At 63.6% G+C, this 26,296-nt stretch carries 30 protein-coding genes; 12 read left to right on the top strand and 18 right to left on the bottom strand.

Going from position 1 to position 26,296, the window contains the following annotated elements; all coding sequences use genetic code 11:
• Both IYY11_RS22320 and ftsH read right to left on the bottom strand, forming a co-directional pair.
• The coding region (locus tag IYY11_RS22320) for a methane monooxygenase/ammonia monooxygenase subunit C (protein WP_196405886.1) at positions 1-542 on the bottom strand (542 nt) is incomplete at its 3' end.
• Positions 543-731: 189 nt separating this feature from the next.
• The gene (ftsH, locus tag IYY11_RS22315; RefSeq protein WP_196405931.1) at positions 732-2,648 is read right to left on the bottom strand and encodes an ATP-dependent zinc metalloprotease FtsH; all 1,917 of its coding nucleotides are present in this window, start codon (positions 2,646-2,648) and stop codon (positions 732-734) included.
• A 172-nt stretch (positions 2,649-2,820) separates the two neighbouring features.
• Here ftsH and IYY11_RS22310 point away from each other — a divergent pair, with 172 nt between their 5' ends.
• Together IYY11_RS22310 and IYY11_RS23355 are read left to right on the top strand one after the other, a co-directional pair.
• Complete coding sequence (locus IYY11_RS22310) at positions 2,821-4,287, top strand: GlxA family transcriptional regulator (protein WP_196405885.1); 1,467 nt, start codon at positions 2,821-2,823, stop codon at positions 4,285-4,287.
• A 181-nt stretch (positions 4,288-4,468) separates the two neighbouring features.
• Complete coding sequence (locus IYY11_RS23355; RefSeq protein WP_281431712.1) at positions 4,469-4,600, top strand: hypothetical protein; 132 nt, start codon at positions 4,469-4,471, stop codon at positions 4,598-4,600.
• 114 nt (positions 4,601-4,714) lie between these two features.
• On the opposite strand, the gene IYY11_RS22305 is transcribed toward IYY11_RS23355, so the two are convergent.
• The 4 genes from IYY11_RS22305 to IYY11_RS22290 form a co-directional block, all read right to left on the bottom strand.
• Positions 4,715-5,371, bottom strand: coding sequence for an acyl-homoserine-lactone synthase (locus tag IYY11_RS22305; protein WP_196405884.1), 657 nt, complete (start codon positions 5,369-5,371; stop codon positions 4,715-4,717).
• Positions 5,368-6,159, bottom strand: a complete 792-nt coding sequence (locus IYY11_RS22300; protein WP_312029766.1) for an autoinducer binding domain-containing protein — start codon at positions 6,157-6,159, stop codon at positions 5,368-5,370. Before IYY11_RS22300 ends, IYY11_RS22305 begins: the two co-directional genes overlap by 4 nt.
• Positions 6,160-6,315: 156 nt before the next feature.
• Positions 6,316-7,263, bottom strand: a complete 948-nt coding sequence (locus tag IYY11_RS22295; RefSeq protein WP_196405882.1) for an outer membrane protein — start codon at positions 7,261-7,263, stop codon at positions 6,316-6,318.
• A gap of 352 nt (positions 7,264-7,615) precedes the next feature.
• Complete coding sequence (locus IYY11_RS22290; RefSeq protein WP_196405881.1) at positions 7,616-8,170, bottom strand: PAS domain-containing protein; 555 nt, start codon at positions 8,168-8,170, stop codon at positions 7,616-7,618.
• A 333-nt stretch (positions 8,171-8,503) separates the two neighbouring features.
• Here IYY11_RS22290 and IYY11_RS22285 point away from each other — a divergent pair, with 333 nt between their 5' ends.
• Positions 8,504-9,202 (top strand): rhomboid family intramembrane serine protease, encoded by a 699-nt coding sequence (locus IYY11_RS22285; RefSeq protein WP_196405880.1) that lies wholly within the window; start codon positions 8,504-8,506, stop codon positions 9,200-9,202.
• A 58-nt stretch (positions 9,203-9,260) separates the two neighbouring features.
• A complete protein-coding gene (locus tag IYY11_RS22280) occupies positions 9,261-9,692 on the top strand; it encodes a CBS domain-containing protein (protein ID WP_196405879.1) in 432 nt (143 codons plus the stop codon).
• A gap of 8 nt (positions 9,693-9,700) precedes the next feature.
• On the opposite strand, the gene IYY11_RS22275 is transcribed toward IYY11_RS22280, so the two are convergent.
• From IYY11_RS22275 to folE, 3 genes are all read right to left on the bottom strand, one after another.
• The gene (locus IYY11_RS22275; protein ID WP_246720157.1) at positions 9,701-10,756 is read right to left on the bottom strand and encodes a patatin-like phospholipase family protein; all 1,056 of its coding nucleotides are present in this window, start codon (positions 10,754-10,756) and stop codon (positions 9,701-9,703) included.
• A gap of 116 nt (positions 10,757-10,872) precedes the next feature.
• Complete coding sequence (gene hisI / locus IYY11_RS22270) at positions 10,873-11,262, bottom strand: phosphoribosyl-AMP cyclohydrolase (RefSeq protein WP_196405878.1); 390 nt, start codon at positions 11,260-11,262, stop codon at positions 10,873-10,875.
• Complete coding sequence (gene folE, locus IYY11_RS22265) at positions 11,262-11,891, bottom strand: GTP cyclohydrolase I FolE (protein WP_196405877.1); 630 nt, start codon at positions 11,889-11,891, stop codon at positions 11,262-11,264. Before folE ends, hisI begins: the two co-directional genes overlap by 1 nt.
• Positions 11,892-12,141: 250 nt before the next feature.
• Between folE and IYY11_RS22260 the strand changes: the two genes are divergently transcribed.
• The 4 genes from IYY11_RS22260 to ruvA all read left to right on the top strand — a co-directional run bounded on the left by IYY11_RS22260 (position 12,142) and on the right by ruvA (position 15,094).
• Complete coding sequence (locus tag IYY11_RS22260; protein ID WP_175093116.1) at positions 12,142-12,567, top strand: iron-sulfur cluster assembly scaffold protein; 426 nt, start codon at positions 12,142-12,144, stop codon at positions 12,565-12,567.
• An 85-nt stretch (positions 12,568-12,652) separates the two neighbouring features.
• Complete coding sequence (locus IYY11_RS22255; protein WP_196405876.1) at positions 12,653-13,909, top strand: dicarboxylate/amino acid:cation symporter; 1,257 nt, start codon at positions 12,653-12,655, stop codon at positions 13,907-13,909.
• A gap of 70 nt (positions 13,910-13,979) precedes the next feature.
• On the top strand, positions 13,980-14,483 hold the full coding sequence (ruvC, locus tag IYY11_RS22250) for a crossover junction endodeoxyribonuclease RuvC (protein WP_196405875.1): 504 nt from the start codon (positions 13,980-13,982) through the stop codon (positions 14,481-14,483).
• Complete coding sequence (gene ruvA, locus IYY11_RS22245; protein WP_196405874.1) at positions 14,480-15,094, top strand: Holliday junction branch migration protein RuvA; 615 nt, start codon at positions 14,480-14,482, stop codon at positions 15,092-15,094. Before ruvC ends, ruvA begins: the two co-directional genes overlap by 4 nt.
• A 9-nt stretch (positions 15,095-15,103) precedes the next feature.
• Here the strand turns inward: ruvA and IYY11_RS22240 are convergent, their stop codons facing one another.
• Positions 15,104-15,688 carry a Uma2 family endonuclease gene (locus IYY11_RS22240; protein ID WP_196405873.1) on the bottom strand — a complete coding sequence of 195 codons (585 nt, stop codon included), beginning with the start codon at positions 15,686-15,688 and terminating at the stop codon, positions 15,104-15,106.
• Positions 15,689-15,735: 47 nt separating this feature from the next.
• Between IYY11_RS22240 and ruvB the strand changes: the two genes are divergently transcribed.
• A complete protein-coding gene (gene ruvB / locus IYY11_RS22235; protein WP_196405872.1) occupies positions 15,736-16,791 on the top strand; it encodes a Holliday junction branch migration DNA helicase RuvB in 1,056 nt (351 codons plus the stop codon).
• Positions 16,792-17,081: 290 nt separating this feature from the next.
• Here the strand turns inward: ruvB and IYY11_RS22230 are convergent, their stop codons facing one another.
• Both IYY11_RS22230 and IYY11_RS22225 read right to left on the bottom strand, forming a co-directional pair.
• Positions 17,082-18,119 carry an MBL fold metallo-hydrolase gene (locus IYY11_RS22230; RefSeq protein ID WP_196405871.1) on the bottom strand — a complete coding sequence of 346 codons (1,038 nt, stop codon included), beginning with the start codon at positions 18,117-18,119 and terminating at the stop codon, positions 17,082-17,084.
• A 27-nt stretch (positions 18,120-18,146) separates the two neighbouring features.
• On the bottom strand, positions 18,147-18,806 hold the full coding sequence (locus IYY11_RS22225) for a peroxiredoxin (RefSeq protein WP_196405870.1): 660 nt from the start codon (positions 18,804-18,806) through the stop codon (positions 18,147-18,149).
• Between the two features lie 175 nt (positions 18,807-18,981).
• Here IYY11_RS22225 and ybgC point away from each other — a divergent pair, with 175 nt between their 5' ends.
• Together ybgC and alr are read left to right on the top strand one after the other, a co-directional pair.
• Complete coding sequence (gene ybgC / locus IYY11_RS22220) at positions 18,982-19,413, top strand: tol-pal system-associated acyl-CoA thioesterase (protein WP_196405869.1); 432 nt, start codon at positions 18,982-18,984, stop codon at positions 19,411-19,413.
• Between the two features lie 51 nt (positions 19,414-19,464).
• Positions 19,465-20,601, top strand: coding sequence for an alanine racemase (alr, locus tag IYY11_RS22215; RefSeq protein ID WP_196405868.1), 1,137 nt, complete (start codon positions 19,465-19,467; stop codon positions 20,599-20,601).
• 7 nt (positions 20,602-20,608) lie between these two features.
• Here alr and IYY11_RS22210 read toward each other — a convergent pair whose 3' ends face one another.
• The 5 genes from IYY11_RS22210 to IYY11_RS22190 all read right to left on the bottom strand — a co-directional run bounded on the left by IYY11_RS22210 (position 20,609) and on the right by IYY11_RS22190 (position 25,226).
• Complete coding sequence (locus tag IYY11_RS22210; RefSeq protein ID WP_196405867.1) at positions 20,609-21,247, bottom strand: Maf family nucleotide pyrophosphatase; 639 nt, start codon at positions 21,245-21,247, stop codon at positions 20,609-20,611.
• A 25-nt stretch (positions 21,248-21,272) separates the two neighbouring features.
• Positions 21,273-21,491, bottom strand: a complete 219-nt coding sequence (gene infA, locus IYY11_RS22205; RefSeq protein WP_014890360.1) for a translation initiation factor IF-1 — start codon at positions 21,489-21,491, stop codon at positions 21,273-21,275.
• A gap of 169 nt (positions 21,492-21,660) precedes the next feature.
• Positions 21,661-22,050, bottom strand: coding sequence for an endonuclease domain-containing protein (locus IYY11_RS22200; protein WP_196405866.1), 390 nt, complete (start codon positions 22,048-22,050; stop codon positions 21,661-21,663).
• 72 nt (positions 22,051-22,122) lie between these two features.
• Complete coding sequence (gene uvrB / locus IYY11_RS22195) at positions 22,123-24,687, bottom strand: excinuclease ABC subunit UvrB (RefSeq protein ID WP_196405865.1); 2,565 nt, start codon at positions 24,685-24,687, stop codon at positions 22,123-22,125.
• A gap of 173 nt (positions 24,688-24,860) precedes the next feature.
• A complete protein-coding gene (locus IYY11_RS22190; RefSeq protein ID WP_196405864.1) occupies positions 24,861-25,226 on the bottom strand; it encodes a hypothetical protein in 366 nt (121 codons plus the stop codon).
• 59 nt (positions 25,227-25,285) lie between these two features.
• Here IYY11_RS22190 and IYY11_RS22185 point away from each other — a divergent pair, with 59 nt between their 5' ends.
• On the top strand, positions 25,286-25,555 hold the full coding sequence (locus IYY11_RS22185) for a hypothetical protein (protein ID WP_018407845.1): 270 nt from the start codon (positions 25,286-25,288) through the stop codon (positions 25,553-25,555).
• Here IYY11_RS22185 and IYY11_RS22180 read toward each other — a convergent pair.
• On the bottom strand, positions 25,532-26,140 hold the full coding sequence (locus IYY11_RS22180; protein ID WP_196405863.1) for a hypothetical protein: 609 nt from the start codon (positions 26,138-26,140) through the stop codon (positions 25,532-25,534). The two genes, IYY11_RS22185 and IYY11_RS22180, sit on opposite strands and share 24 nt — an antisense overlap.
• Positions 26,141-26,296 lie beyond the last annotated feature (156 nt).

Below are 26,296 nucleotides of genomic sequence, written 5' to 3'. Positions count from 1 at the left end.
ACCGAATAGCCCTTGGAGAAATACGGAAGACGCGTCTTCGCATAGAAGAAGCCGCCGACCGCGATCACCGAGTAGATCGGGTAGCTCATGTAGAACTCGATGATGTGCGACGGCGTGAAGTCCGTGTCGCGAATCACCGTCATGTGCCAGGTGCCGTCCTGCTCGGTGAAGAACGACGCGCCCCAGTAAATGGCCGCGGCGTAAACAACAAGCCATTGCACTTCGACAACCAGGCGGCGCATCTCTTCGCGCGGCGCCAGGTTCGAGAAGTCGCGCGTGCGCGTCTTCCAAAGAAAGCCCGCAAGGCCAATGCCGGAGATCAGCTCAAGCGGAATCTCGGTCCAAAGGATCGACATCCAATATGTCTGAAACTCCGGAGCGAACGAATCAAGGCCGGCGCGCCAGCCAAAAACCTGCTCGTAAATCCGGACGACCAGATAGAACCCGTTCAGAACGGCCAAGCCGATCCACATGCCCTTCAGGTCTACTACAGCTTCCGTGCCAGCAGCAGCGCGGGCTGCTGTGTCAGTCGTTGAGCTCATTATGACTCCTCCATAAAATTTGGCTCAAAGAGACGCTCTTCGAGGCTGACGCATCTTGCTTGTTATGGCGCATCGAAACAGTGACTTTGTCGCCAAATACGGCGCAGAACCCGCCACGCGGAAGTCTCTCGCAATACAAAAAAAAGGCCCGGCGCTGACGCCGGGCCCTATGCTTTCAATCGCCGGAGTTTAGACCGGCTGTGGCTCCAAGCCGCCGACGTCGGGCTCTGGCTTTTGCCCCGTCGTCGGCACCGCCGAGCCGCGCGGCGGCGGCGTTGGCGTCGACTCTTCGCGCACCGGCCGCTTGCCGGCGAGCAGGCCCTTCATCTCGTCGCCGGACAGCGTCTCAAATTCGAGAAGCGCATTGGCGATCGTGTCGAGTTGGCTGCGCTTTTCCGACAGGATGCGCATCGCCTCGTCGTAGGCCTCCTGCACCAATCGGCGCACCTCGGCGTCGATCGTCTGCTGCGTCGCCTCGGAAATCGTCTGCTGACGCCCGAGGGAATATCCGAGGAACTGCTCCTGCTCGGGATTGGCGTAGGCGACAGTGCCGAGCTTGTCCGAGAAGCCGAGCTGAGTGACCATCGCACGCGCCACACGGGTGCATTGCTGAATGTCCGAAGCCGCTCCCGACGTCACCTTGTCGTGGCCAAAGATCATTTCCTCGGCGACGCGGCCGCCCATGGCGATGGCGAGCATCGCGGTCAGTTGCTCGTATGTTTGCGAGATCTGATCGCGCTCGGGGAGGCCCTGCACCATGCCGAGCGCTCTGCCGCGCGGAATGATCGTCGCCTTGTGGATCGGCATCGCGCCAGGAACCGAGAGCTGCACCAGCGCATGGCCGCCTTCGTGATAGGCGGTGAGTTTCTTCTCCTCATCCGTCATCACCAGCGTGCGCCGCTCGGCGCCCATCATGATCTTGTCGCGGGCGTCCTCGAACTCCTGTTTCGTGACGATCCGCTTCGAGCGCCGCGCCGCGAGCAGCGCCGCCTCGTTGACAAGATTCATCAGATCGGCGCCCGAGAACCCCGGCGTGCCGCGCGCGACGATCTTCAGATCCACGTCCGGCGCCAAAGGCACCTTGCGGGCGTGAACCTTGAGGATCTTCTCGCGGCCGATGAAATCCGGGTTCGGCACCTGGATCTGCCGGTCGAACCGGCCCGGACGCATCAGCGCCGGATCGAGCACGTCCGGACGGTTGGTCGCGGCGATCAGGATGATGCCCTCATTCGCCTCGAAGCCGTCCATCTCGACGAGCAGCTGATTCAGCGTCTGCTCGCGCTCATCATTGCCGCCGCCAAGGCCGGCGCCGCGATGGCGGCCGACCGCGTCGATCTCGTCGACAAAGATGATGCAGGGCGCGTTCTTCTTCGCCTGTTCGAACATGTCGCGCACGCGCGAGGCGCCGACGCCGACGAACATTTCGACGAAGTCGGAGCCCGAGATCGAGAAGAACGGCACGCCCGCCTCGCCGGCGATGGCGCGCGCCAGCAGCGTCTTGCCGGTGCCGGGCGGTCCCACCAGCAGCACGCCGCGCGGAATGCGCCCGCCGAGCCGCTGGAACTTCTGCGGATCGCGCAGGAATTCGACGATCTCCTGCAGATCCTCCTTGGCTTCGTCGACGCCGGCGACGTCCTCGAAGGTGACGCGCCCTTGCGTCTCCGTCAGCAGTTTCGCTTTCGATTTGCCAAAGCCCATCGCGCGGCCGCCTGCGCCGCCCTGCATCTGCCGCGCCATGTAAATCCAGACGGCGATGAAGAGCAGCAGCGGCAGCCCATTGACCAGGAGAGTCGTGAGCCAACCCGGACTGTCGTTCGCGGGCTTGGCGCTGATCTGCACCTTCTTGGATTCAAGCTTCTGCACGAGGCTCGGATCGCTCGGCGCGTAGGTCGTGAAGGAGCGGTTGTCGTTGAAGTGGCCGGAAATCTCATTGCCGGACATCGTCACGTCATGGACGCGGCCTTCGTCGATCTGCACCAGCAGCTCGCTGAAGGTGATCTCGCGCGCCGGCGTGCGGGTCTGCTGATGCTGGAACAGCCCGAAAAGCAACGCGCCGACTGCGACGAACAGGACCCAAGGCAAATACTTCTTCCAATTCGCCTTCATTTTCACCTCCATGACGAGAGCCGCGGCGGGCCGGGGCGTCGTCGTCAATATGTATGCATCCCCCGCCGGAAGCCGAAGATGCCTCGACTAGCGCAGGATGAGATTAGAAGTAATCTAGGTCAGGATGGCGCAATAGCCAAACAGGCGTCATAATTCGCCAAAAGTTGAGCGGATGAGAAAGATTGTCATCGCCGGCCTAAATGAATGCCTGGGCTCGGCTTTCTCGGGACTAACAGATGTTTTGACGCTCGCGCGCCGCGCCGTCGTTCGCGCCGCCGCGCCCGCTGAAAGCGCTGAAGATCCTTTCTATGTCGTTGCGGCAAGCGCGGACGGCGAGTCGATCCGCGATCGCGCGGGGGCGAGCTTCCCCGTCGCCGCGTCGTTCGAGGCCATCACGGCCTGCGACGCGATCATCGTGCCGAGTTTCTGGCCCGGCGAGGACGGGAAGCCCCCGGACATGTCGCGCTTTGGCGCGACGGCCGCCTGGCTACGGCGCCACCATGTGCGCGGGGCGCTCATCGCAGGCTGTGGAACGGGCGTTTTTCTTCTTGGTGAGGCGGGTCTTCTCGATGGCCGCCGCTGCACGACGAGCTGGCGGCATCATGAGGAGCTGAAGCAGCGGTATGCCCGAATCGACGCCGCCTGGGGCGCGCGGCTGATCGAGGACCGTCGCGTGGTCACCGCCGCCGGCCCCTTGTCGTGGATCGACGTCGCTCTGCATGTCATTCGTGAGCTTTGCGGGGTCGATGCGGCGCGGATCGCAGCGGAGTTCACCCTGGGCGAGGCCGCGCCCTTCAAAGGCGCGCAGCTCGGCCCGACCGTCTACAACGCAACAGGGCTGAACGAAGGCGCCGGCGCCTTTTTGTCCGATGCCGAGCGAATCGTTCGGCAGTCCAACTCGTCAATGAGCGCTCAGGAGCTCGCACGGGCGCTTTCGACGTCCGAGCGAACGCTGCATCGCAGGCTCAAACTGGCCTCCGGAGAGTCGCCGAAGACGTTCATCGATCGAATACGCGTCGAGACTGCGCGCATGTTGCTGGAAACCAGCGCCAAGCCGGTCAAAGAACTCGCCGCCAGCGCCGGCTTCGCCGACGAGGCGAGCTTTCGGCGCGCGTTCCGGCGTTTCGCCGGCATGGCGCCAAGCGCCTATCGGGTGTGGGCGCGCGCCAGAAGCCAGAACAAAGGCCAGCTTTTCGCCCTGCGCAAGGAAGCGGAAATCATTCCGAAAATGCTGACGACCATATTCGACGCCTGCGTCAATGGCGTCACGCTCGCGGACCCCGACCTCGAAGACTCGCCGATCATCTACGCCAATCGACCGTTCATGCGGATCACGGGCTATGAACTCGACGAGATTATCGGACGCAACTGCCGCTTTCTCCAGGCCGACGACCGCGACCAAGAAGGAAGACTGCGGCTGCGCGAAGCGATCCACAATCGAGAACAGATCGAAGTCACGCTGCGCAATTATCGCAAGGACGGCGCGCTGTTTCATAACAAGCTCAACATCACGCCGCTCTTCGACGCCGACGGCCGCCTGCTGTATTTCCTCGGCGTGCAATATGACGTCAGCGATCAGGTGCAGGCCGAACTGGAAATCGGCGACCTTAAAGCGAAGCTTATGTCTCTGACGGATTAATCGTCATTGCGGCGCACAGACGCTGAAGCCTGGCCGACTAACCATTGTTTAGAGCCGGATTACTGGCCGCAAGCCGAAACCGCGCAACACTCTTTTGAGCGGCGTGGGGGGTGCATCGCAAAACCTTTTCCTACTTGGCATATTTCTAAGTCGGTGCGCTAATTTGTCGCGCCTGCCTCAGATGCGGCTCTTCGTTTCCTCAATGGGCAGCGAGCCACAGGACAAAGCCATGAATGCGATCTCAGCGATTCTCTCGATTTTTGCCGCGGCCGCCGCCATCACGCTTGCGATCACCGCGTTCGTGAACGCCTGAACTCTCGCGCGGCCACATCTTGAAGAAGCGTCGCTCGCCGCCCCGCGGCGAGACGCCGACGTCCTAATTTTTGAAATTGCCCCTCGGAAGCTCGTCGGGCGAGAGGTGTTCCGCTCATGACCGGCAGTCTGTCTGGCGCAAACGTTCCAGATCGGCAAGATTGATCGGCGGCGCCGAGGCGTCGCCCGCAAGACTTCTGAATGGCGCGTCCATCGCAGCGCCGACTTCATAGAGCACAGCAAATATGTCGGCGCCGTCGATGCGCATCGGCGGGGCTAATGTTTCGCCGGCGCAGCCGCGATGCGACAGCAGCCGATGCATCGCGCCATCGAAAACGCCGATGACATGCGCCAGCGCGGCGGCTTCAGCGATTGCATTCAGCGCGACGCCGAGCTGACCGATCGTGCGATTCATGGCGGCGTCCGTCGCACGAGAATCTCCGGCGCGGCGCAGCGTCAAACGACTTGCTTCCCAGATCAGCGGGCTCTCGACGCGTAACCCATCCGGCAGCGCGCCCGCGAAAGCGTCGTTCAACATCGTAACGCCGGTCGTCGGCAGCAATCTCAGCGCGCCCGCGACGCATGCCATTTCGTCGAGCGCAAGAACGTAGAGCGGATCAAGCGAATCAAAATAATCGACGACCGCCAAACGATGGACAGCGCCGGACGGCCGACCGGCATGCGCGCGAACAGCGCCGAGTCGCAGATCATACATCTCATCCATGAGACGGGGAAAAAGCGCGCGCGATTCGCCAGGCAGCAGCGCGATCATCGTTCCCGCCGATCGATCAAGTCAGCGGGAGTGGACCCGGTCGCGGAACGCCGCCGTTCGACGCCGACGAGAATCAGCCCTATCCGGCACGCCTCTTCGATCGCATCGTCGACGGAGGCGGCGTGAAGCCGCGCGCGCGCCGTTTCGAGCCAGAAGCGCACAGCGGTTGGACCCGCGCCAAGCGCCACCCCGATCTCATGATCGCCGATTCCTTGGGCCTTGAGGCGCAGGCAAGCCAATTCGGGATCAGACATCCGCATGTCGACGTGGGATTCTCCTGTGAAGGCGTCTCGCACGCTGGAGTGAAAAATCGCGCTCATCGCCATGAGCTTGCGAATCAGGGCATGGCGCGGCGACAGCAGGGGAGAAGCGTCTTCAGGGCAGCAGACGCTAAACAGCGCATATTCGCCGCTTCGGCCGCGCAGGGGAATGGAGACGCCGTTGGCGCCGAGGTCGAGCTCGAGCGCTTCGCCCAGGAGTTTACTAACCATCGGATCGTCGCGATCCAGCAGGCGCCAATCAACCGGCATGATCCCGCCGAACCCGACGCGCACGACGGGCTCGAGATCGACACGGCGCGCCTGGGCATAGGATTTTCGCCACGAGGCGGCATGAACGGCGGACAGCAGCGGTTGGTCGGCCAGCCCGGTTGGCATGTTGACGGCGAGGTAAGCGACGTTCGCGAGGCCTGTCGCCCGCAGGAGTTCGCTGAGGAAGCTGTTGGGAATTGGAATTCTGTCGGCGCGCGTGAGCCGATCGATGAGATCGAAAACATCCTCGCAATACACGCGACGCCTATGGCCGGAACCAATTATCAAATTGATACAGCGTCGCCCGAGGTTAGGCAATGCGCCCGTGCCGCCAAGCTTTGCGAAGGCGTCACCCCAAAAAAAAGAGCCCGGCCAATCCGGCCGGGCTCTTTCATATCGATTGTTCAGGCTAGATCAGTATTTCGCAACAATCGGAGCGGCGCCCCAGTTGAAGTGATAATTGACGCCAGCGCGGACGATGTTGCCGTTGAAGCGAGTCTGGGACTGCGTAACGACGCCGGAGATAAGGCTCCCAGCAGGGAAAGCCGTGAGCGTGTTGCTGAATGTCGTCAAGAGGCCACCGGAGTAGCTGACATTGCCGAGATCGTAATACAGATATTCGACCTTGGCGGACCAGTTCGGCATGAACATCCATTCCAGGCCGGCGCCCGCCGTCCAGCCGACACGCGTGTCGGAAAAGCTTCCGGACGAGAAAGCAGAGCTAGTGATACATCCCGCCGGGAACTGAGCGCAGTCATTGTTGAACTGCGCGACGCCGGTCGACACGGAGACGCCGCCGTAGGCGAGACCGCCGGTGCCGTAGACAAGCAAGGTCGGGGTGAAGAGCCAACCCAACCGGCCGCGAACCGTCCCGATATAGTCGAGCCGCTTCGAGGTCGTGATCGCGGTCGTTACGATTTCGCTGGCGGCGATAAACGGAAATGCGCCCGCTGCGGTAACCGACGTCTTGTTGCTGTTGCCGCTGGCGACGCCTTGGATGTCAGCCTCTACGCCCGCGACGAGGCGGCCGCCCCAGAACTGCCAGTTATAGCCAATCTGGCCGCCACCGATGAATCCGCTGGTGTTGCCCTGCGAAACGCCCGAAGCCCCGAGCGCCGAATACGCCGCATATAACGCCGAAGGGGCGCTTCCGGGGAAGGAGGAAATCGGGGCTGACGACGTCCAAATGTTATTGCTGCCACCCCACGTTCCGCCAGCATTCAGACCGACGTAAAAGCCGCTCCACAGCGGCGGCGGCGGCAGCGGGGGCGGCGGAGGAGCCTTGTAGCTGGGAAGATCGGCCGCCAAAGCCGAGCCCGTCAGCGCGACCAGAAGAGCGGCGACGGAAAGAGCTTTTTTCATCTGTGTCCTCTTTAGCTTGAGGCGGAAACCATCGCCCGATTGCCTAGTTGAAAACCTTCAGCGATCGCTCGCCATGCACTGCACTCAATCAGTCGAGGCCGCGCACAGTCAATGCAAAAGCCCTGTATCTGGCGGGCGTTCGGTCGGAATTCCGGCTGGTGTGGCGCCGGCGCCACAATGGCGCAGCGCTCAGAGTTTGAATCGACTGGCTGACCGGGAGATTCACGTCGCGAGTCGAGTTATGGAGCGCCCGAAAAGGGTTTCGGCACGCGCGCATAGCGTGAGGCTTCGCTCTGCTATGATCATGATTGGAGGCGATGGCTCACAGCAACCGGCTTTCTTCGAAAGGCCGTTAGTTGGAGGCCTCCAGGCGCGCGATCTCGCCGCAGCGCCGTTCCTCCTTCGAGCCTTCCGCCGCCTTGTCCTCCAGCATCCGCACGGCGACCAGATCGAGCGGTCCCACGGGGCAAACTCCCACCCAGTCGAGCCGCCGCGCGGGCGCAAGCGACCCCATGACGCGCGAACAGCTTTTGCCGAAATGACGCAGAGGCAAAAGCAGAAGCTCGAATTCCGCCGCATCGCGGTCCGGCGCGGTCCGGGCGCGCGCGACTAGCGGCGTTTGAGTGTCGATGACCCGGCGAATCGCCTCGGCCGCCTCCTCCTGCCGCTGCGCTCGCCACCATCTAAGGAAGGAGCGTCCCTTCTGCTCGCGCAGCCAGAGGGCGTTAACCCGAGCGCCGCAGAGACGGAGCGGAAGTCGGCGTTCCGGGTCCACTTCGATGATGAAGATGTCGGGCAGAATGTGGCGAATCGCGACGGGATCGATTTCCGCTCGATCCGGCGCCGCCCGTTCTCCCTTCAATCGACGCCAATAGTCGTGAAGCTCCCTAGTGCCCGGCAATATCATTCAGTTCCGCCCGACGCTCGCGCGCCCCCGCCCAGAATTGGGACGCCTGCCCCCGCCGCATCACAATTCTTGCTGAACGGAGCAGCGATCGTGCCATCGGAACGGCGATCGCCGCCATGGCGGCGAGGACAACGGTCAGGACCCCGCAACCTATGAGCGAAACCAACATGCTGAACCGGCCGGAAGCGATCTCGAGCGATCCGCTGGCGCTCGCGCGACGGGTTGAACGTCGCTGACAGGCGCCTCAAATCGGGACGCTCGCCGACGCGGGTCGCGCTAGATTAGCATTGAGGCTGCGCGGGCCGTTGCCCAGCAAAACGGACAGGAGCGAACGTGCCCGCAAGTCGAGAACGAATTTTCAATCTCCCGGTCGTGACAAAGACGCTGATCGTCGTGCTGGCGGCGACGCAGCTCGTCGTCGCTTACGGTCCTTTGGAATTCTCAAACTGGCTGCTCACGACGTTCGCTTTCATCCCCGCGCGCGTGACGCTTGAAGGCGGCGCCGAATACGCCACCATGCTGACCTACTTTTTCTTGCACGGCGATTGGACGCATCTCATCGTGAATGCGTTAGCGCTTGCAGCATTCGGCACGCCGGTCGAACGTCGATTCGGTTCGGCGCGCTACCTCTTCTTTCTCGCCGCGTGCGCCTTCGCAGGCGCGTTGTTGTTTCTTGCGCTGCACCCTTACGAAATCGCCCCTGTCGTGGGCGCATCAGGCGCAATCTCAGGAACAATGGGGGCGATTGTGCGTTTCGCATTTACGCCAGGAGCGCGTCTGGCGGACAAGCGGCGCAGTCCCGGGACGCCACACGACGAGGAATCGCATTCCACTTCGCTGTCGCATCTGCATTTGAACCGACAGGCGATGTTTTTCCTTGTCGCATGGCTAGCGGTGAACGTGCTTCTTGGCGCTTTTCCGCAGGCGGTCGGCGTGTCGAGCGCAATCGCCTGGGAGGCGCATGTCGGAGGGTTTCTGTTCGGCCTGCTCTTTTTCAGCTTCTTCGATCGCGCGGGTCGGCAGGCCCTTTAGTTCGCAGTAACGCCCTCGGCTGGCAGGGAGGCCGGTCGAGAGCGAAAAGGAGGGCCAGATGACGATCTCGAACATACTCGCAGAGAAAGGACGAGAGGTGGTGACGGCGAGCGCCGACACGACGCTGCAGCAGGCGGCTCAGCTGATGATGCGCTATCGAATCGGCGCGCTTGTCATTCTGGACGACAGCGGCCGACTGGCCGGACTGATCGCCGAGCGCGACATTGTTTCGGCGGTGGCGCTGGATGGGCCAGAGGCGCTGACGCAACGCATATCAGCGTATATGCAGCCCAGCCCCCAGCCGGCGAGAGAAGATGACGCCGTCGAGAACACGATGCGGGTGATGACCATCGAACGGCGCCGGCATATCCCCGTGATCCGGGAAACGCGCATCGTCGGCCTCGTGTCGATCGGCGACGTGGTCAAATACCGCATTCGCGTCATCGAGGAAGAGCACCGATCGATGCGCGAATACATCGCGCAAGCCTAAGGACAAGCCTAAGGATCAGGCGAGGTCGATAGCGGGATGTGGGCGAAGATGTTCGGCAGCGCGCGCTTCGTCGCCTCGCGCCCTACGTGGATGAGCTGCTCCGCCTTGTGAAAGTCGAACATGCCGACCTCCTCCAGTCGCGCCGTGATCGTGGCGTCTGGCGGGTCGCCGGCCAACCGCGAACGCAAGATGCGATCCTGGATGATGTTGAATGCGTCGATCATCGCGGTGGCGACGTTCGGCGCATCGCCCGGCTGACGATCGAAATAGCGGGGCAGGAACCGATCGACGAAGGAGGCGTCGGCTTTCTGTCCGAACGGACCGGCCTCTGCGGCGCGATGCAGCGCGCCGGGATCGTCGCGGATGACGCGCGCGCGATACATCGTGTCGGCGGTGACGTTTACGGCGATCACATATTCCGCGCCGAGCGCGCGGCACACGGTGACCGGCACGGGATTGACCAGCGCCCCATCAAAGAGCCAGCGATCGCCAATGCGCACCGGCTCGAAAACGCCCGGCAACGCGTAAGACGCGCGGATGGCGAGAGACACGGAGCCATGCTGCAGCCACACCTCATGGCCCGTCCCAACCTGAGTCGCGACCGCAGCGAAGGGTATGGCCAGGTCCTCGATCTCCAGGCCTTCGAGTTCCTTTTCCAAGGCGGACCGCAACCGTTCGCCGGTGATGAGGCTCGCGCCGGAAAATGAGAGATCCATCAGCGTGAAGACGCGCCGCTTGGTCAGGGTGCGGGCAAAGGCCTCGATCTGATCAAGCTTGCCGGCGGCATAGCATCCGGCGACGACGGCGCCGATCGACGTGCCTGCGATCACATCGGGCTTGATGTCATTGGCGGCGAGTTCGCGCAGCACGCCGATGTGCGACCAGCCGCGCGCCGCGCCCGCGCCGAGCGCCAGCCCGATCGTCGGCTGACCGCGCCTTTGCCGTTTGGCCTCGGTATCGGCCTTGCGTACGAGGGTCGTCGGAGGAGCTTGTGGTTCGTCCGTCATCGCGCCTGCCGCCTCGGCTTCGAGAAGTTGAGGGTTGCGTGAGCGTAGCGATAACATGCCGGCCCTCCTGAGCCGCTGTCTCCGTCATGGTAAGCGGCACAAGATATATTTGGAGACCAGCCTGCGCTTCGGAAGGTGGGCTTCAGGTTAACTTTCCGCCGAATAATGGGCGCCTATGCGCCACCGGCGGAGAAAACCAGCGCGCCATCGTCGCCGAGCGCTCGATAAAAGCAGGATTTTCTCCCCGTATGGCACGCCTTGCCGTCGCCGCCGACTTCGACCTCGAGCAGCACGGCGTCCTGATCGCAGTCGACGCGCAGCGAGAGCACTTTTTGCGTCTGCCCCGAGGTCTCGCCTTTGCGCCATAGCGACCCCCGCGACCGCGACCAATAATGGGCGAGACCCGTCTCGATCGTCTTCTCGAGCGCGAGTTCGTTCATATAGGCGACCATCAGCACTTCGTGCGTCGCCGCCTCGGTGGTGACGCAGACGATGAGGCCGTTCGCGTCGAATTTCGGCGCGAAAACGCTCCCCTCCTCCACCTCTTTCGAAGCCTGCGACATCACCGCGCCCCGCGCAGCAGCGTATAGAAACGCGCCTGCTCGGCCGGATCATCACGGAACACGCCAGAAAACTGCATGGTGACGGTGGACGATCCCTGCTTCATCACGCCGCGCATCGACATGCACATGTGTTCCGCCTCGACCATAACGGCGACCCCGCGCGGCGCGAGCGCTTCGTCGATCGCCGCCGCGATCTGCGCCGTCATCGCCTCCTGAGTCTGGAGGCGGCGGGCAAAAATCTCGACAAGCCGGGCAAGCTTCGACAGACCGACCACCCCGCCCGCCGGATAATAGGCGATGTGCGTCTTGCCAACGAAGGGCACGACGTGGTGCTCGCAATGCGAGGTGAAGGGAATGTCGCGAACGAGCACGAGATCGTCGTAGCCTTCGACCTCCTCGAAGACCTTCGACAGAACCTCGTCGGCGCTCTCCCGATAGCCGCTGAAGAACTCTTCATAGGCTTTGACGACTCGACGCGGGGTGTCGAGCAGTCCCTCGCGGTCCGGATCGTCTCCCGCCCAGCGCAACAGGGTGCGCACGGCGGCTTCGGCTTCATCGCGGGAGGGGCGTTCGACGGTTTTCACCGTCTCGAGCGAAGAAAAGGGACAGGTCTTAACCACGTCATCCATGTGGCGCCTCCAACTGACTAACGCCGCCCGCCCTCAAAAAAGCGTCGGCTGCCTCACGCCTAGCACGAAACGTGCAAGGCGCCCCTCAAATCGTCGCCCTCTCCTGATGGTGCCGAGATCACGAGAATTCGAGACGAACAGGGCCGTGGACGGCCCCGGCGCGGCGATCGCTTTCGCGAGGACGCGCGAAATCCTATATAGAGATTTACCAAGGCGATGGTAAGGCCTTGGCTTGGATGCACCGGCGGCGATGCTCGACAACATTTACAATCAACGCATTCTGGAGCTTGCCGGAAACATTCCGCGCATCGGCCGGCTGCCGCGCCCGGACGCGACCGCCTCGGCCTATTCCAAACTCTGCGGCTCGACGATCACCGTCGATCTGAGGCTGGAAGACGGCAAAGTGGCCGATTATGCGCATGAGCTGAAGGCCTGCGCGCTGGGCCAGGCGTCGGCCTCGATCATGGCGCGCAACGTGGTCGGCTCCACGCCGCAGGAGCTGCGCGAGGCGCGCGACGCGCTGCGCAGAATGCTCAAGGAGAACGGCCCGCCGCCGACCGGCAAATGGGCCGACCTCGCGGTGCTGGAGCCGGTGCGCGACTACAAGGCCCGGCATGGGTCGACGATGCTGGCGTTTGACGCCGTGGCGGACGCGGTGACGAAGGCGGAGGCTTGATCGCAAGCCGACGAGGGCCGAAAAGCTCTCATTCTGACGCCAACCGCGCAATTGCTGTCTTTCGCCAAGACAAGGATCGTCCCAGTTGATCTCACAAGATGCGGAACGAACGACCGGCCGCCAGGGCGTCCTCGGCTGGTGGCGCGCGACGCCCCTTTATCTGCGCATTCTGGGGGCCGTGGCGCTGGGGCTGATCGTTGGCGTCACGCTTGGCGACCAGGCGGCGGCGCTCGAAATTCCCGCAAAGCTCGTCCTGCGGCTCCTGGGGGCGCTTGCCCCTCCGCTGATTCTGCTGGCGATCATGCAGGCGCTGATGCGGGCGCATCTTGGCGGGCGGCAGGCGCTGCGGCTGGTGACGCTGCTGTTGACGAATACGCTGGTGGCGATCGGCATCGGCCTCCTTGTCGCCAACGTTCTTCAGCCCGGTTCATGGTGGAGCCCCGCGCCGGCGCACGCGCCCGCCAAGGCTGCCGCTGGCGCCGATCCTCTCGCGCAGTTCCTGGACAGCGTGCCCAAGAGCATCGGAGGGCCCTTTTCAGACAATGGCACGGTGATGGGCGTCATCTTCATTGCGGTGGCGCTGGGCGTCGCGCTGAGAAGCCTGCGGCATCATGAGGTGCGCACCGTCGAAGACCTCGTTCACGTGGCGCTGACCACCCTGATTACGATTCTGCACTGGATCATCGACCTGGTGCCGCTGGCCGTTTTCGGCATCGTCGCCAGTATCATCGGCGTGAAGGGCTTTGGTGATTTCCTCGCATTGGGGGGCTTCGTCGTCGCCGTGCTTGCGGCGCTGACGTTGCAAGCCGGCTATTACCTCATTCGCGTGCGGCTCGGTTCCTGGGTGCGCCCATTCGAACTGCTGCGGGGCGTGCGCGACGCGTTGGTGATGGCGTTTTCGACCGGCAGCTCCACGGCCACGATGCCGGTGACCTATGCGCGCCTGCGCGAAAATGTCGGGCTGCGCGAGGAGTCCGCCAGCATGGGCGCGCTCGTGGGCGCGAATTTCAATAACGACGGCACGGCGCTCTATGAAGCGATGTCGGCGTTGTTCGTCGCGCAATTGCTCGGCATGCATTTGACGCTCAGCCAGCAGTTCATCGTCGTGGTGACGTCGGTCGTCGCATCCGTCGGCGCAGCCGGCATTCCGGAAGCGGGATTGGTGACGATGACGATGGTCTTCAAGGCGGTGGCGCTGCCCACCGACTACATCGCCATGCTCTTTACCGTCGACTGGCTGCTGGACCGCTGCCGGACAGCCATCAACGTCATGGGCGACGTGACGGTCAGCTGTCTGCTGGACGGCAAAACGCGCGAGCCGCCGGAGACGCGACCGCCCTGAAGCGTCCGAGACGCCGCAAGAGACGCGCAAGAGTCTCGCCCCGCCGCCCCTTTCCGCCTACGCTCGCCGCATGACCCCTGCCCCGATTCGCATCCTCGGCATTGATCCCGGCCTGCGCAACACCGGCTGGGGCGTCATCGAGACGCAGGGCTCGCGGCTCTCCTTCATCGCCTGCGGGCGCGTGCGCTCCGACGCCAGCCTCAACATGGGCAAGCGGCTTTCGCAGCTGCATTTGGGCCTGATGGGCGTCATCGCCGACCATGCGCCGCATGAAGCGGCGATCGAGGAAACCTTCGTCAATCGCGATCCGCAGTCGGCCTTGAAGCTCGGACAGGCGCGCGGCGTGGCGCTGACCGCCCCCGCGCTCGCCGGCCTCGTCATCGCCGAATACGCCGCCAATCTCGTCAAGAAGACCGTCGTCGGCGCCGGCCACGCCGACAAGACGCAAGTGCAGATGATGGTGCGGGTGTTGCTTCCGGCGAGCGGCGCGACGAGCGCCGACGCCGCCGACGCTCTGGCGGTGGCGATCTGCCATGCCCAGCATCGCGGCGCGAGACTGCGGATTTCGGCATGATCGGCAAGCTCAAAGGCCTCATCGACAGCTATGGCGAGGATTTCGTCATCCTCGACGTCAATGGCGTCGGCTATGTGGTGCATTGTTCGACACGCACGCTGCAAAAGCTGCCGCGCGTCGGCGAAGCCTCCGCGCTGGCCATCGAAACGCAGGTGCGCGAAGATTCAATCCGTCTCTTCGGCTTTGCGAGCGAGGCCGAGCGCGACTGGTTTCGGCTGCTGCAGACCGTGCAAGGCGTCGGCGCCAAAGTGGCGCTGGCGATCCTTTCAATTCTGCCCGCGAACGATCTCGCCTCGGCGATCGCCATGCAGGACAAGGCGAGCGTCTCCCGCGCGCCGGGCGTCGGGCCCAAGCTCGCCGCGCGCATCGTCGCGGAGCTGAAGGACAAGGCGCCCGCCTTCGGCGCCGTCGACCCCGCCCTGGCGCGGCTCTCCGGCGAGGAGCCGGAAGGCGCGCCGTCGGCCGCGCGCGACGCAATTTCCGCTCTGGTCAATCTCGGCTATGGGCGCCCGCAGGCGGCGGCCGCGGTGGCCGAGAGCCTAAAACAGCTTGGCGAAGCCGCCGAGGCGAGCGCGCTGATTCGCCAAGGCCTGCGGGAACTCGCGCGCTGAGCGCGAGCATCAGGCGCCGATCACGTCGCGGTAGATTTCGGCGAGCGGAACGCCGACCCCGATCGCCGGCAATTCCAAAGTCGCGGCGAGCCCATCAAAGATCCGGACGCCCCCCCACTCATCTGCGACGCGGTCAAAAGTCTCGATATGGGCGCGGTCGCGCTCAACCAGCACGTAATGCTTCAGGCTCGGCAGCAGTTGATAGACCGCCCATTTCTCGAATCGATCTCGCGCCTTGCTCCCTTCCGACATCACTTCGATGAGCACCGTCGGATCGGACAGATAGGCTGCGCCCGGCTCAAGCGGGCTGCAATGGACGATCACGTCCGGCAGCGTTGAAGACTCTGTCGGGCGGCTACGCAGCCGAAACGACTCAACCAAGGTCCGGCAGGGCGAACCCGACGCACGCAAGCGCTCGCGGATGCCATTCGCCAAATTCTGGATGATGTAGTTGTGCTCCCAGCGCGCGCCGACCATCATGCGCACGACGCGGCCGCCGATCAGCTCCCACTTCTCGTCGGCGGGCTTGTCGGGGAGAAGTTCCTCGAAATCGTCGAGGGACATATACTCATATTGCGAGGACGGGCGATTCACGGCGCGGCTCCGTTTGTCGCATCATAGCATAGCGCCTGCGCCAGCGCATGGGAGCCGCCCGTTTGAACACCCCCGCGCGCCTTGTCAGCCCCGCGCAGCGCGACGACGACGCCGACGCGTCGCTGCGCCCGCTGTCGCTTGCAGATTTCACCGGCCAGGAGGCGGCGCGCGCCAATCTCAAGGTCTTCATCGAGGCCGCCAAGACGCGCGGCGACGCGCTCGATCATGTGCTGCTCGTCGGCCCGCCGGGGCTGGGCAAGACCACGCTGGCGCAGATCGTCGCGCGCGAGCTTGGCGTCAATTTTCGCTCCACCTCCGGCCCCGTCATCGCCAAGGCCGGCGACCTCGCGGCGCTGCTCACCAACCTCGAGCCGCGCGACGTGCTGTTCATCGACGAAATTCACCGGCTCAATCCGGCGGTGGAGGAAATCCTTTATCCGGCCATGGAGGATTTCCAGCTTGACCTGATCATCGGCGAAGGTCCGGCGGCGCGTTCGGTGAAGATCGACCTTTCAAAATTCACCCTCGTCGGCGCGACGACGCGCGCCGGCCTCCTGACCACGCCGCTGCGCGACCGCTTCGGCATTCCTGTACGGCTGAATTTCTACACGGCGGAAGAATTGGAGTTGATCGTCAAGCGCGGCGCGCGCGTGCTGGGGATCGGCGTCGACACCTCGGGCGCGAAGGAAATCGCGCGCCGCTCGCGCGGCACGCCCCGCATCGCCGGCCGGCTTCTGCGACGCGTGCGCGATTTCGCCGTGGTCGATGGCGTCGGATCAATCACCCGCAAACTCGCCGATCACGCTCTGTCGCTCCTCGAAGTCGATTCGATCGGCCTCGACGTCATGGATCGGCGCTATCTCAATCTGGTGGCCGTCAGTTTCGGCGGCGGCCCGGTCGGCATCGAGACGATCGCCGCGGCGCTGTCGGAGCCGCGCGACGCGATCGAGGACATCATCGAGCCGTTTCTCTTGCAGCAGGGCTTCCTGCAGCGCACGCCGCGCGGGCGCTTGCTGACGCCGCACGCTTTCCGTCACCTTGGCCTCGCCGAGCCGGCGCGCCCGGCTTCGCAGTTCGGATTGTTTGGCGAAGGCGAAGACTAACCGGCGATCACGCGGTGAGCACGAAATAAATCATTACGCCAAATAAGAGAACGGCGGCGATCTCGCCGGCATGCTCCAGCGCCTTCAGCGCGCGGCTTAGAAATTTCGAGTTCATGATGCACACTCCGTAGGAACGTACATGGCGTCTCAAGCTACGCTTTCCAGCTCCTTCGTACGAGGCAACGCGATCGCGCCACAGGGGAATCGGGTGAAGGATTGTTTTCCTCACCCTCATCCTTCGAGACGCGTGCTGCGCACGCTCCTCAGGATGAGGAAGCCCAATGTCTGAATTAACCTACGAGCGGACCGCCGGCCTTTATCCAGGCGTCGAGGCCGCCCTGAATATGGCGCGCCGAAGTTAATCCCGCTTGCTGCGCGGCCTCGACCGCCATCGCCGAACGCTCGCCGAAGGCGCAATAAAAAAAGATGCGCTTGCCGGTTGCGACCGCCAGCTCATGCAGCAGCCCGCCATCGCGAATATTCTCGTCGAGTTCGTCATAGGGCATATGCAGCGAGCCGGGGATGACGCCATGAACTTCGCGCTCGCGCGCCTCGCGCAGATCGACGAGAGCCGTTGAGGGCTGACCGAGCACTTCGAGCGCCTCCTGCGGCGTCAACGACCAGCCGCGCCGCGCGATGTCCTCCTGATGCAATCCGATGTGAATGTTCGCCGGCACCGCGACGTCCATCATTTTGGGATTGGGCAAATGCAGACTGTCCATCAGCGCGACATATTCATCGATGGATTTGACCTGCAAACGCGGATTGAACGCCCGTTCCTCGCCGATTGTGCTGACCGTATCGCCCTTATAGTCGTGCGCAGGATAGACAAGCGTCGAGTCGGGAAGCTTCAACAGCTTGCCGAAAAGCGACTCGTACTGCGCCCGCGCGTCGCCGTTCTGAAAGTCAGTGCGGCCCGTGCCGCGGATCAACAGCGTGTCGCCGGTGAACACCCGGTCGGCCATCATAAAGCTGTATGAATCGTCGGTGTGTCCGGGCGTATAGAGAACATCGAGCTCGACGCCCGGAATGCGGATGCGCTCGCCTTCGCGAACGCGCATCGACACCACATCGGCGTTGCTGCGCTCGCCCATCACCGTGATGCAGTGCGTGCGGTCGCGGAGCGCGCCGAGGCCGGTGATATGATCGGCGTGGGTGTGCGTGTCGAGCGCCTTGACCAGCCGAAGATCGAGTTCGCGCATCAGCTGCAGATAGCGATCAACCTTGTCGAGCACCGGATCAATGATCAGCGCCTCCCCGCCGCGATGGCCGGCGAGGAGGTAGCTGTAGGTGCTGGAGACGCTATCGAACAATTGCCTGAAGATCATCGCGCGCGTTCCTGCGCCTGCCGCGCATCATTTCGGTTGCGGAACAATGCGAAGATAGGGCCGCGGCGCGTTCCAGCCGTCTGGATAGATCTTTTTGGCTTCCTCGTCCGAGACTGAGCCGGCGATGATGACGTCGTCGCCCGGCCGCCAGTTGACGGGCGTCGCGACCTTGTGTGCGGCGGTCAATTGCAGCGAGTCGATGATGCGGAGCACTTCATCGAAGTTGCGGCCGGTCGTCATCGGATAGACCATTATGAGCTTGATCTTCTTGTCGGGACCGATGACGAAGATGTTGCGCACCGTCTGGTTGTCGGCCGGCGTCCTGACGCTGGCGTCGCCCCCCGCGCTCGCGGGCAACATTCCGTAGAGCTTGGAGATGCGCAGGTCCGGGTCGCCGATCATCGGATAAGTCGGCTTCGCGCCCTGAGTTTCCTCGATGTCGACCGCCCATTTGGCGTGATTGTCAACCGGATCGACGCTCAAACCGATGATTTTGACGTTGCGTCGCTTAAATTCGGGCTCGAGTTTGGCCATGTAGCCAAGTTCGGTCGTGCAGACCGGCGTGAAATCCTTCGGATGCGAGAACAGAATGCACCAGGAATTTCCAATCCAATCATGAAACTTGATATGTCCTTGCGTCGTGTCGGCTTCGAAATCCGGCGCGGTGTCGCCAATCTGGAAAGACATGTGGAAGCTCCTCGGTTATTGTTGCGACGCGCCTTGGCGCGCGAGCGACGCTCTTCGCCGCCTGAGAGCGTATGCCTATAAATGCGATTGTTTCGCTCAGTATCAAGAACAGCCCCGTTCAAGCCAATCCCGCCTCTTTGATGAAACTCCAACCTAGCCGCCAGCCGAACGCAGAATGACGACGATCGCGCCATGTCAATCCCTGTCCATTCGCGTCTATTACGAAGACACGGATTTTTCCGGACTCGTCTATCACGCCTCCTATTTGCGCTTCATGGAGCGGGCGCGCACCGAGATGTTGCGTTCCCTCGGGCTCGATCAGAAGGCGCTGCTCGAGGGCGCAGCCGGCGCACCGATTTTTTTCGTCGTCCGGTCGATGGACGTCGACTTTCAAAAGCCCGCGACGATGGACGACCTGCTGACCGTCGAAACCGTGATTCTTGAGCTCGGCGGCGCCTCGCTCACGCTTGAGCAGCGGGTTTTGCGGCAGGCGGAACTGCTTGTCCGCGCCAAAGTAAGGATCGTGTGCGTCGAAGCCGGCCGTGCGCGCCGCCTGCCGCCCGAGGTGCGCGCGAAATTCGAATGTCTTCTGCCAAATTCAGCGTAGAATGCCGTCGCCATCTGGACGCCGCCTTTTGCGGCCTAAAATGGCGGCGAGATGGGAATCAACGAACCCGCTGCGCGCCTGCGGCCCCGGACCGAGCCTTCGGACCCGGCGGAGACCGGCGTTCTGATCGTCGACCTCGCCGCCCTCGCCGATAATTGGCGCACGATGGCTCGGCTGGCCGGCGGCGCGGAATGCGGCGCGGTGGTGAAGGCCGACGCCTATGGCTTGGGGCTCGCGCCCGCGATGGGCGCGCTGCTCTCAGCCGGCTGCCGAACCTTTTTCGTCGCCAATGTCGTCGAAGGCGAAGCGGCCCGGGCCGTCGCCAACGACGCGACCATCTATGTGCTGGACGGGCTCGTGCCCGGCGCGGCGCCGCGCCTCGTCGCCGCCGATCTTATCCCGGCCTTGGGTTCGCTGGGCGAAATCGACGAATGGGCGGCGACTGGGCGCAAGCCCAAAGCCGCGATCCATTTCGACACGGGGATGAATCGCTTCGGAATTCCGATCAGCGAGGCGGCGCAGGCGGCCGAGCGCGCGCGCCACATCGCGCCTACGCTGGTGATGAGCCATTTCGTCAGTTCGCAACTGCGCGACGCCCCCTGCAACGCCCGGCAGATCGAGGCGTTCCTCGACGCCCGCGCGCGCTTCGCCGAGATTCCGGCGTCTATGGCGAATTCCTCGGCCGTCTTCTTGCCGCAGCGCCCGCATTTCGATCTCGTTCGTCCCGGTTACGCGCTGTTTGGCGGCAACCCCACGCCTTACGCCGAATGCCCGGTGCGGCCGGTCGCGCGGCTCAGCGCGCGCATTCTCTCAACGCGAGAGATCGAGCCAGGCGCCTGCGTCGGCTATGACGCGCTATGGTCGGCGCCAAAGCGCACGCGCATCGCGACGATCGGCGTCGGCTATGCGGACGGCGTGCCGGTCGGGGCCGCCTCTTGCACTGAAAAGCCGACAGGCGAAGCGCTCGTCGGCGGAGTCCGCTGCCCCTTCATCGGCCGCGTATCGATGGATTATGTCGTGCTGGACGTTTCCGAGGCGCCGCACGAGGCCGCGCAGCGCGGCGAATGGGTCGAGCTGCTGGGCGACGGCATTTGCCTCGAGGAAGCGGCGTCGCGCGCCGGCACCATCGGCTATGAGATTCTCACGCGGCTCGGCGCGCGATTCTCGCGACGCTATCTCGGGGCTTAGCTCGGCGTCACGCCATCGCGAACCACGGCGCGAGCACCGGATATCCCTCGCCTGCGAGGAGCGACACCGTCTCATGCAGCGGCAGGCCGACGACGGCCGTATAGGATCCGACGATCTTCACCAGAAACACGCCGGCGCGTCCCTGAATGGCGTAGCCGCCCGCCTTGCCGCGCCACTCGCCAGTTGAGAGATAGGCTTCGATCTCGGTCGAGCCGAGGCGCTTGAACCGCAGCCGCGCCTCGACGAGACGCCTGCGCTCATAGCCGCGCGGCGTGATCAGGCTCACCGCCGAAAAGACCCGATGCTGGCGCCCCGAGAGCAGCTGCAGGCACTCCTCGGCCTCCTCTCGCGTCTCGGCCTTAGGCAGGATGCGCCGGCCGACGGCGACGACCGTGTCGGCGGCGATCAGAAAGGCTTCCTTCAGCTCGGGCTGCGTCGCGCGCAGCTTCACCGCAGCAGCGGCCTTCTCGCTGGCGATTCGGGTGGCGTAGGCGCGCGGCGATTCTCCGCGGTGCGGCGTCTCATCGATGTCGGCCGGCAGCAGGGCGTCGGCGTCGAGTCCCGCCTGCTGCAACAGCGCCAGGCGCCTCGGCGAAGCTGATGCGAGAACGAGCTTGGGACGGGCGATTGGAGGATTGGCTGTCAAGAACGTCGCTCCGCCAAAAAGAAAATTACCGGAAACGATATGTTATACGCCCTTTGGTCAAATCATAAGGGGTCATCTCGACAAGCACCTTATCGCCAGTCAACACGCGGATGCGGTTCTTGCGCATTTTGCCGGCGGTATGGGCGATGATTTCGTGGTCGTTTTCGAGCTTGACGCGAAACATCGCGCTCGGCAGCAGTTCGGTGACGACGCCGGGAAATTCGAGCAGTTCTTCCTTGGCCATGTGGTTCCTTGTGAGGCGCTCTCGCCGCGAGTTTGGCCGCGCGGCTTAGATAGCGCGAAAAAAGCGAAAAACCCGCTACCCCGGCCGGGGAGCGGACTCGGCGCGGACCCTAATCGAGAACGAAGGATTTGTGAACCAGGGAGTTGAGGGGCGCGATTCCTTCTCCCGTTTACGGGAGAAGGTGGCCCGGCGAAGCCGGGTCGGATGAGGGCGCGTTCAGCACTCTCGATATGTCGTCCAGCGCCGCGCCTCCGATCACACGCTCATTCGACAAGCGCAACACACGCCACCCGTTGCTCAAGAGCCAATCATCGCGCCTCTGGTCTCGCTCCCGCCGTTCGGCGTTTTCGTGCGGCGCACCGTCAAGCTCGATGATCAGGCGCTCAGACACACAGGCGAAATCCGCGATGTAAGGACCAATCGGAACTTGGCGCCGAAACTTCATGCCGAGCAGCCCGCGCCCACGCAGATGTTTCCATAGAATCGCTTCCGCTATGGTCATTTCCTGACGAAGCGTGCGCGCTTGCCGGAGCCTTTCCCTTGGCGTGTCGTCACGCATTTGCGCCCTCATCCGACCCTCGCTGACACGAGGGCCACCTTCTCCCGCAAGCGGGAGAAGGGAGAAGCGGCGTCACTTCGGCTTGCCCTTCACCGTGCGCGTGCCGGGCTTGCCGCCCGAAGAACGCGGCGAGACGCGCGGCGGCGGCGTGAGCCGACCCAGCGGCCGCGCTTCGCCGCCGCCGAAATTATGCGGCCCCATGTCGGCGTCGGTGGGCTTATGCGCGCGGGTCGCGAGCTTTTCATCTTCGTCGCGGCGTATGGCGCCGCGCCCTCCCCGCCCGAAGGAGGCGCGAAATTGCGGGCTCGCCTCGGCGAGCAATTCGGCGCGTTGCAGCCGCTGGATTTCATCGCGCATGCGCGCCGCCTCCTCGAAGGCGAGATCGGCCGCCGCCGCCTTCATGCGCTTTTCCAGATCGGCGATCGTGGCCGCGAGATTATGCCCCGGCGCGATGTCGTAGCCGGTGTCGACCGTCACGTGATCCTGCTCGGCGACCGAGCCGAGAATATCGGCGATGCCGCGCTTGATCGACGCGGGCGTGATGTTGTTCTCGCGGTTATAGGCCTCCTGCTTCGCCCGTCGGCGGTCGGTCTCGCCCATCGCTCGCTTCATCGAGCCGGTGATCTGATCGGCATAAAGGATGACGCGGCCGTCGACATTGCGCGCGGCGCGGCCGATCGTCTGCACGAGCGACGTTTCGGAGCGCAGAAAGCCCTCCTTATCGGCGTCGAGAATGGCGACGAGGCCGCATTCGGGGATATCCAAACCTTCGCGCAGCAGATTGATGCCGACGAGCACGTCGAAGGCGCCGAGCCGCAGATCGCGGATGATCTCGATGCGCTCGATCGTGTCGATGTCGGAATGCATGTAGCGCACGCGCACGCCGTTCTCATGCAGATATTCGGTCAGATCTTCCGCCATGCGCTTGGTGAGCACGGTGACAAGCGAGCGATAGCCGATTTGCGCAGTCGCCCGCGCTTCGTCGAGAAGATCGTCGACCTGGGCGCGCGCCGGGCGCACCTCGACGAGCGGGTCGATCAATCCCGTCGGGCGAATCACCTGTTCGACGAAAACGCCGCCTGTCTGATTGAGCTCCCAGTTTCCCGGCGTCGCCGAAACCGAAACGGTCTGCGGCCGCATGGCGTCCCATTCCTCGAAGCGCAGCGGGCGATTGTCCATGCAGGATGGCAGACGGAATCCATATTCCGCGAGCGTCGCCTTGCGGCGGAAGTCGCCCTTATACATCGCGCCGATCTGCGGAATGCTGACATGGCTCTCGTCGGCGAAGACCAGCGCATTGTCCGGGAGATATTCGAACAGCGTCGGCGGCGGCTCGCCCGGCCTGCGGCCGGTGAGATAGCGCGAATAATTTTCGACGCCGGCGCAGGAGCCCGTCGCCTCCATCATCTCGATATCGAAGCGGGTGCGTTGCTCGAGCCGCTGCGCCTCCACCAGACGCCCGGAACGGTGCAATTCGTCGAGCCGCGCGCGCAATTCTTCCTTGATCGCCTTGATCGACTGCAGCAGCGTCGGCCTCGGCGTCACATAATGCGAATTGGCGTAGACTTTGACGAATTCGAGGTCGACGGTCTTCTTGCCGGTCAGAGGATCGAATTCGGAGATCGACTCCACCTCATCGCCAAAGAAGCTGACGCGCCAGGCGCGGTCCTCATAGTGGGCCGGGAAAATGTCGACGGTGTCGCCGCGCACGCGAAAGGTTCCGCGGGTGAAGTCGGCGCCGATGCGGCGGTAGTGCAGCGCGACGAGATCGGTGACGAGCTGCCGCTGCTCCAGCTTCTCGCCGAGCGTCACCGAGAAGGTCATCGCCGTGTAGGTTTCGACCGATCCGATGCCGTAGATGCAAGAGACCGACGCCACGATGATGACGTCGTCGCGCTCGAGCAGCGCGCGCGTCGCTGCGTGGCGCATGCGGTCGATCTGCTCGTTCACCGAGGATTCTTTCTCGATGTAGGTGTCCGAGCGCGGCACATAGGCCTCGGGCTGGTAGTAGTCGTAATAGGAGACGAAATATTCGACGGCGTTATTGGGAAAGAAGCTCTTGAACTCGCCGTAAAGCTGCGCCGCCAGCGTCTTGTTCGGCGCGAGAATGAGCGCCGGCCGCTGCACGCGTTCGATCACGCTCGCCATGGTGAAGGTCTTGCCCGATCCGGTGACGCCGAGCAGCACCTGATCGCGTTCCTGCGCCGCGATTCCCTTGACCAGCTCCTCGATCGCCGCAGGTTGGTCGCCCTTCGGCGTGTATTCGGAGACGAGGTCGAACCTCACGCCGCCTTCGGACTTGGCCGGCCGCTCGGGCCGATGCGGCGTCCAGGGCTTTTGATCACGAATGTTCGGATCGCCAAGGCGCAGCAGTTGCGCAAGGCTGTCGGCGGTCGCCTCAACACCCCCACCGGCGTGAAAGCCCTCGCCGAGCCCGTATTTCTCGATGTCCTCCTCGTCGAGGCCCTGGATCGAGGAAGCGTCGTAGGCGGCCTGCGGCGCCTCGCCGAACCCGGGCGCGAGCGCCGGATTGAGGAGCTGCATGAGATGCGGCGCAAGCGGCTCCACCGCCGGCTTCGCCGCCTTGGCGCGCGTCGGCCGCGCAGGATCTCTGGGCTTTTTAGGGGGAGAGGCCATGGCGGCAATATGGGGGAGACGGCGGCGGGATGGAAGCGGGAAGGCCCCCTCCCTGTCCCTCCCCCGCTTCGCGGGAGAGGGGACGCCAACGATCGACGCTAGCGAAATCCCGACGAAGCGCCGAATCTCCTCCCTCTCCCGCTTCGGCGGGGGAGGGCTGGGGAGGGGGCAAGTCAAACGCGCCCCGTCGAAGCGAACGATAGCGGCCGACTCGCACCTCCGGCGCATGAAACTCTTGGGACCGCGATTTCAACCGCGCCCAGAAATTCCTGACCACGCTGACGATCATAGAACTCGGCGGCAAGGCCCTGCGTGCGGCAAAAAACTATCGCCAGCTGCGCGGTCTCGGCATCACGTCGAGAAAAACAGTCGACACGATCATCGCCACGTGTTGCATCGAAAAATGTCTGCGGCTGCTCTATAGCAACAGGGATTTCGATCCGTTCGTTGAGCGCCTTGGCATGCGCTCGGCGATGGCTTAGCGATGCTCCGCTCGCAGCGCCCGTTACTTGCAATGTTTCAGGAGCACCGTTGGACAACGCCTCGACCGCGCTATTTGCGTTTGCAGGGGGGCGCCATGCGCAGACGTCGATCGAAAATGAACAAGCTTTTCTCCGACACGCTCAAGATGAGCTTCGTGGCCAATCAGGTGATCGGCTTGCGGCTGATGAAGATCGCCACGGGCGGCGCGCATGGCAAACGCGAAAGCGATTTGATGGTGAGCGAAAAGCTCGAAGCTGCGGCCGAAGCCAGCCTCGCAGCCGCGATGAGCATGGCGACAGGACAACCGCATCGCGCCGCCGAACGCGCGCTCGCCGTTTACACGAAGCGAGTCAATGGCAATCTAACGCGACTGTCGAAGCGCTGACGGAGACGGCTTGTCCTGGCCGAACCGTGGCCGGGGCGCCGCGCGCTTGCGCCGCCACATCGCCAGCGCGGAGCCAGCCCCGACAAGCGAGAGCACGCCGAACACGGCGGACCATTGAGCCCCCTCGCCCACCGAGAAATCATACTGCCCGACATATTCCTTGGCGCCGTCGTCGCTGGTCGCCCTGACGAGAGCGACATAGCTTCCGTCGCTGACGAAATTATGCGTGAAGCTTGTCGTGCCCTTGTCCGCCAAATATTTCTGCGGCGGCAAAACGGCGACGGTGTTGGCGTCAAGGTCGTCGCGCCAATCGGCCTGACCGACATTGCGCAGCAAGCGGATTTCGATGTTCATGTCGCGCAGCTCGATCTGCCGCGCGTCGAGGATGATCATCGTCGGACCGAGCGTCGGCACATGCCGGCAGAAAATCTCGTCGGTCTGATTTTCTTGAAAAGCGCTGAACATCATTTGCGTCGGACCGACGCTCATCACGCAATGGCGTGGATGTTCCGCCCTTGTCTGCGCCTGAGCGATGCTGACGGATGCGCAGGCGAGAAGCGCGGCGAGCAGAAGTCTTCCCGACATCGGACCCTCTCCGGGCGTAACGCGCAGGCAGCGGCTTTCCGCCGTCGCCTTGCGGGCAAAGAGCCGTGCACAGCCGCCGCGCCCGTGGATGCTCGAGAGATCGACTCTGCCGCCGACTGAGACTTCGACAAAGAAGCGATCTTGCCAAAGAGCGGC

Origin of the sequence: Methylocystis sp. H62, assembly GCF_015709515.1 — a bacterium.
GTDB lineage: Bacteria > Pseudomonadota > Alphaproteobacteria > Rhizobiales > Beijerinckiaceae > Methylocystis.
Note: the sequence above shows the minus strand (reverse complement) of the source record. Positions and strands in the feature narration are given on the sequence as shown.

Excerpts from the sequence above, each read along its gene's own strand:
- IYY11_RS22310 (WP_196405885.1), top strand. The coding sequence starts at position 2,821 with ATGAGAAAGATTGTCATCGCCGGCCTAAATGAATGCCTGGGCTCGGCT.
- IYY11_RS22185 (WP_018407845.1), top strand. The coding sequence starts at position 25,286 with ATGAACAAGCTTTTCTCCGACACGCTCAAGATGAGCTTCGTGGCCAAT.
- hisI (WP_196405878.1), bottom strand. The coding sequence starts at position 11,262 with ATGTCGCAGGCTTCGAAAGAGGTGGAGGAGGGGAGCGTTTTCGCGCCG.
- IYY11_RS22180 (WP_196405863.1), bottom strand. The coding sequence starts at position 26,140 with ATGTCGGGAAGACTTCTGCTCGCCGCGCTTCTCGCCTGCGCATCCGTC.
- IYY11_RS22200 (WP_196405866.1), bottom strand. The coding sequence starts at position 22,050 with ATGCGTGACGACACGCCAAGGGAAAGGCTCCGGCAAGCGCGCACGCTT.
- uvrB (WP_196405865.1), bottom strand. The coding sequence starts at position 24,687 with ATGGCCTCTCCCCCTAAAAAGCCCAGAGATCCTGCGCGGCCGACGCGC.
- IYY11_RS22290 (WP_196405881.1), bottom strand. The coding sequence starts at position 8,170 with ATGATATTGCCGGGCACTAGGGAGCTTCACGACTATTGGCGTCGATTG.
- IYY11_RS22275 (WP_246720157.1), bottom strand. The coding sequence starts at position 10,756 with ATGTTATCGCTACGCTCACGCAACCCTCAACTTCTCGAAGCCGAGGCG.
- IYY11_RS22230 (WP_196405871.1), bottom strand. The coding sequence starts at position 18,119 with ATGATCTTCAGGCAATTGTTCGATAGCGTCTCCAGCACCTACAGCTAC.
- IYY11_RS22305 (WP_196405884.1), bottom strand. The coding sequence starts at position 5,371 with ATGATCGCGCTGCTGCCTGGCGAATCGCGCGCGCTTTTTCCCCGTCTC.
- IYY11_RS22260 (WP_175093116.1), top strand. The coding sequence starts at position 12,142 with ATGCTCGACAACATTTACAATCAACGCATTCTGGAGCTTGCCGGAAAC.
- folE (WP_196405877.1), bottom strand. The coding sequence starts at position 11,891 with ATGGATGACGTGGTTAAGACCTGTCCCTTTTCTTCGCTCGAGACGGTG.
- IYY11_RS22225 (WP_196405870.1), bottom strand. The coding sequence starts at position 18,806 with ATGTCTTTCCAGATTGGCGACACCGCGCCGGATTTCGAAGCCGACACG.
- alr (WP_196405868.1), top strand. The coding sequence starts at position 19,465 with ATGGGAATCAACGAACCCGCTGCGCGCCTGCGGCCCCGGACCGAGCCT.
- IYY11_RS22280 (WP_196405879.1), top strand. The coding sequence starts at position 9,261 with ATGACGATCTCGAACATACTCGCAGAGAAAGGACGAGAGGTGGTGACG.
- ruvC (WP_196405875.1), top strand. The coding sequence starts at position 13,980 with ATGACCCCTGCCCCGATTCGCATCCTCGGCATTGATCCCGGCCTGCGC.
- ybgC (WP_196405869.1), top strand. The coding sequence starts at position 18,982 with ATGACGACGATCGCGCCATGTCAATCCCTGTCCATTCGCGTCTATTAC.
- IYY11_RS23355 (WP_281431712.1), top strand. The coding sequence starts at position 4,469 with ATGCGGCTCTTCGTTTCCTCAATGGGCAGCGAGCCACAGGACAAAGCC.
- ftsH (WP_196405931.1), bottom strand. The coding sequence starts at position 2,648 with ATGAAGGCGAATTGGAAGAAGTATTTGCCTTGGGTCCTGTTCGTCGCA.
- infA (WP_014890360.1), bottom strand. The coding sequence starts at position 21,491 with ATGGCCAAGGAAGAACTGCTCGAATTTCCCGGCGTCGTCACCGAACTG.
- IYY11_RS22295 (WP_196405882.1), bottom strand. The coding sequence starts at position 7,263 with ATGAAAAAAGCTCTTTCCGTCGCCGCTCTTCTGGTCGCGCTGACGGGC.
- ruvB (WP_196405872.1), top strand. The coding sequence starts at position 15,736 with ATGGGAGCCGCCCGTTTGAACACCCCCGCGCGCCTTGTCAGCCCCGCG.
- ruvA (WP_196405874.1), top strand. The coding sequence starts at position 14,480 with ATGATCGGCAAGCTCAAAGGCCTCATCGACAGCTATGGCGAGGATTTC.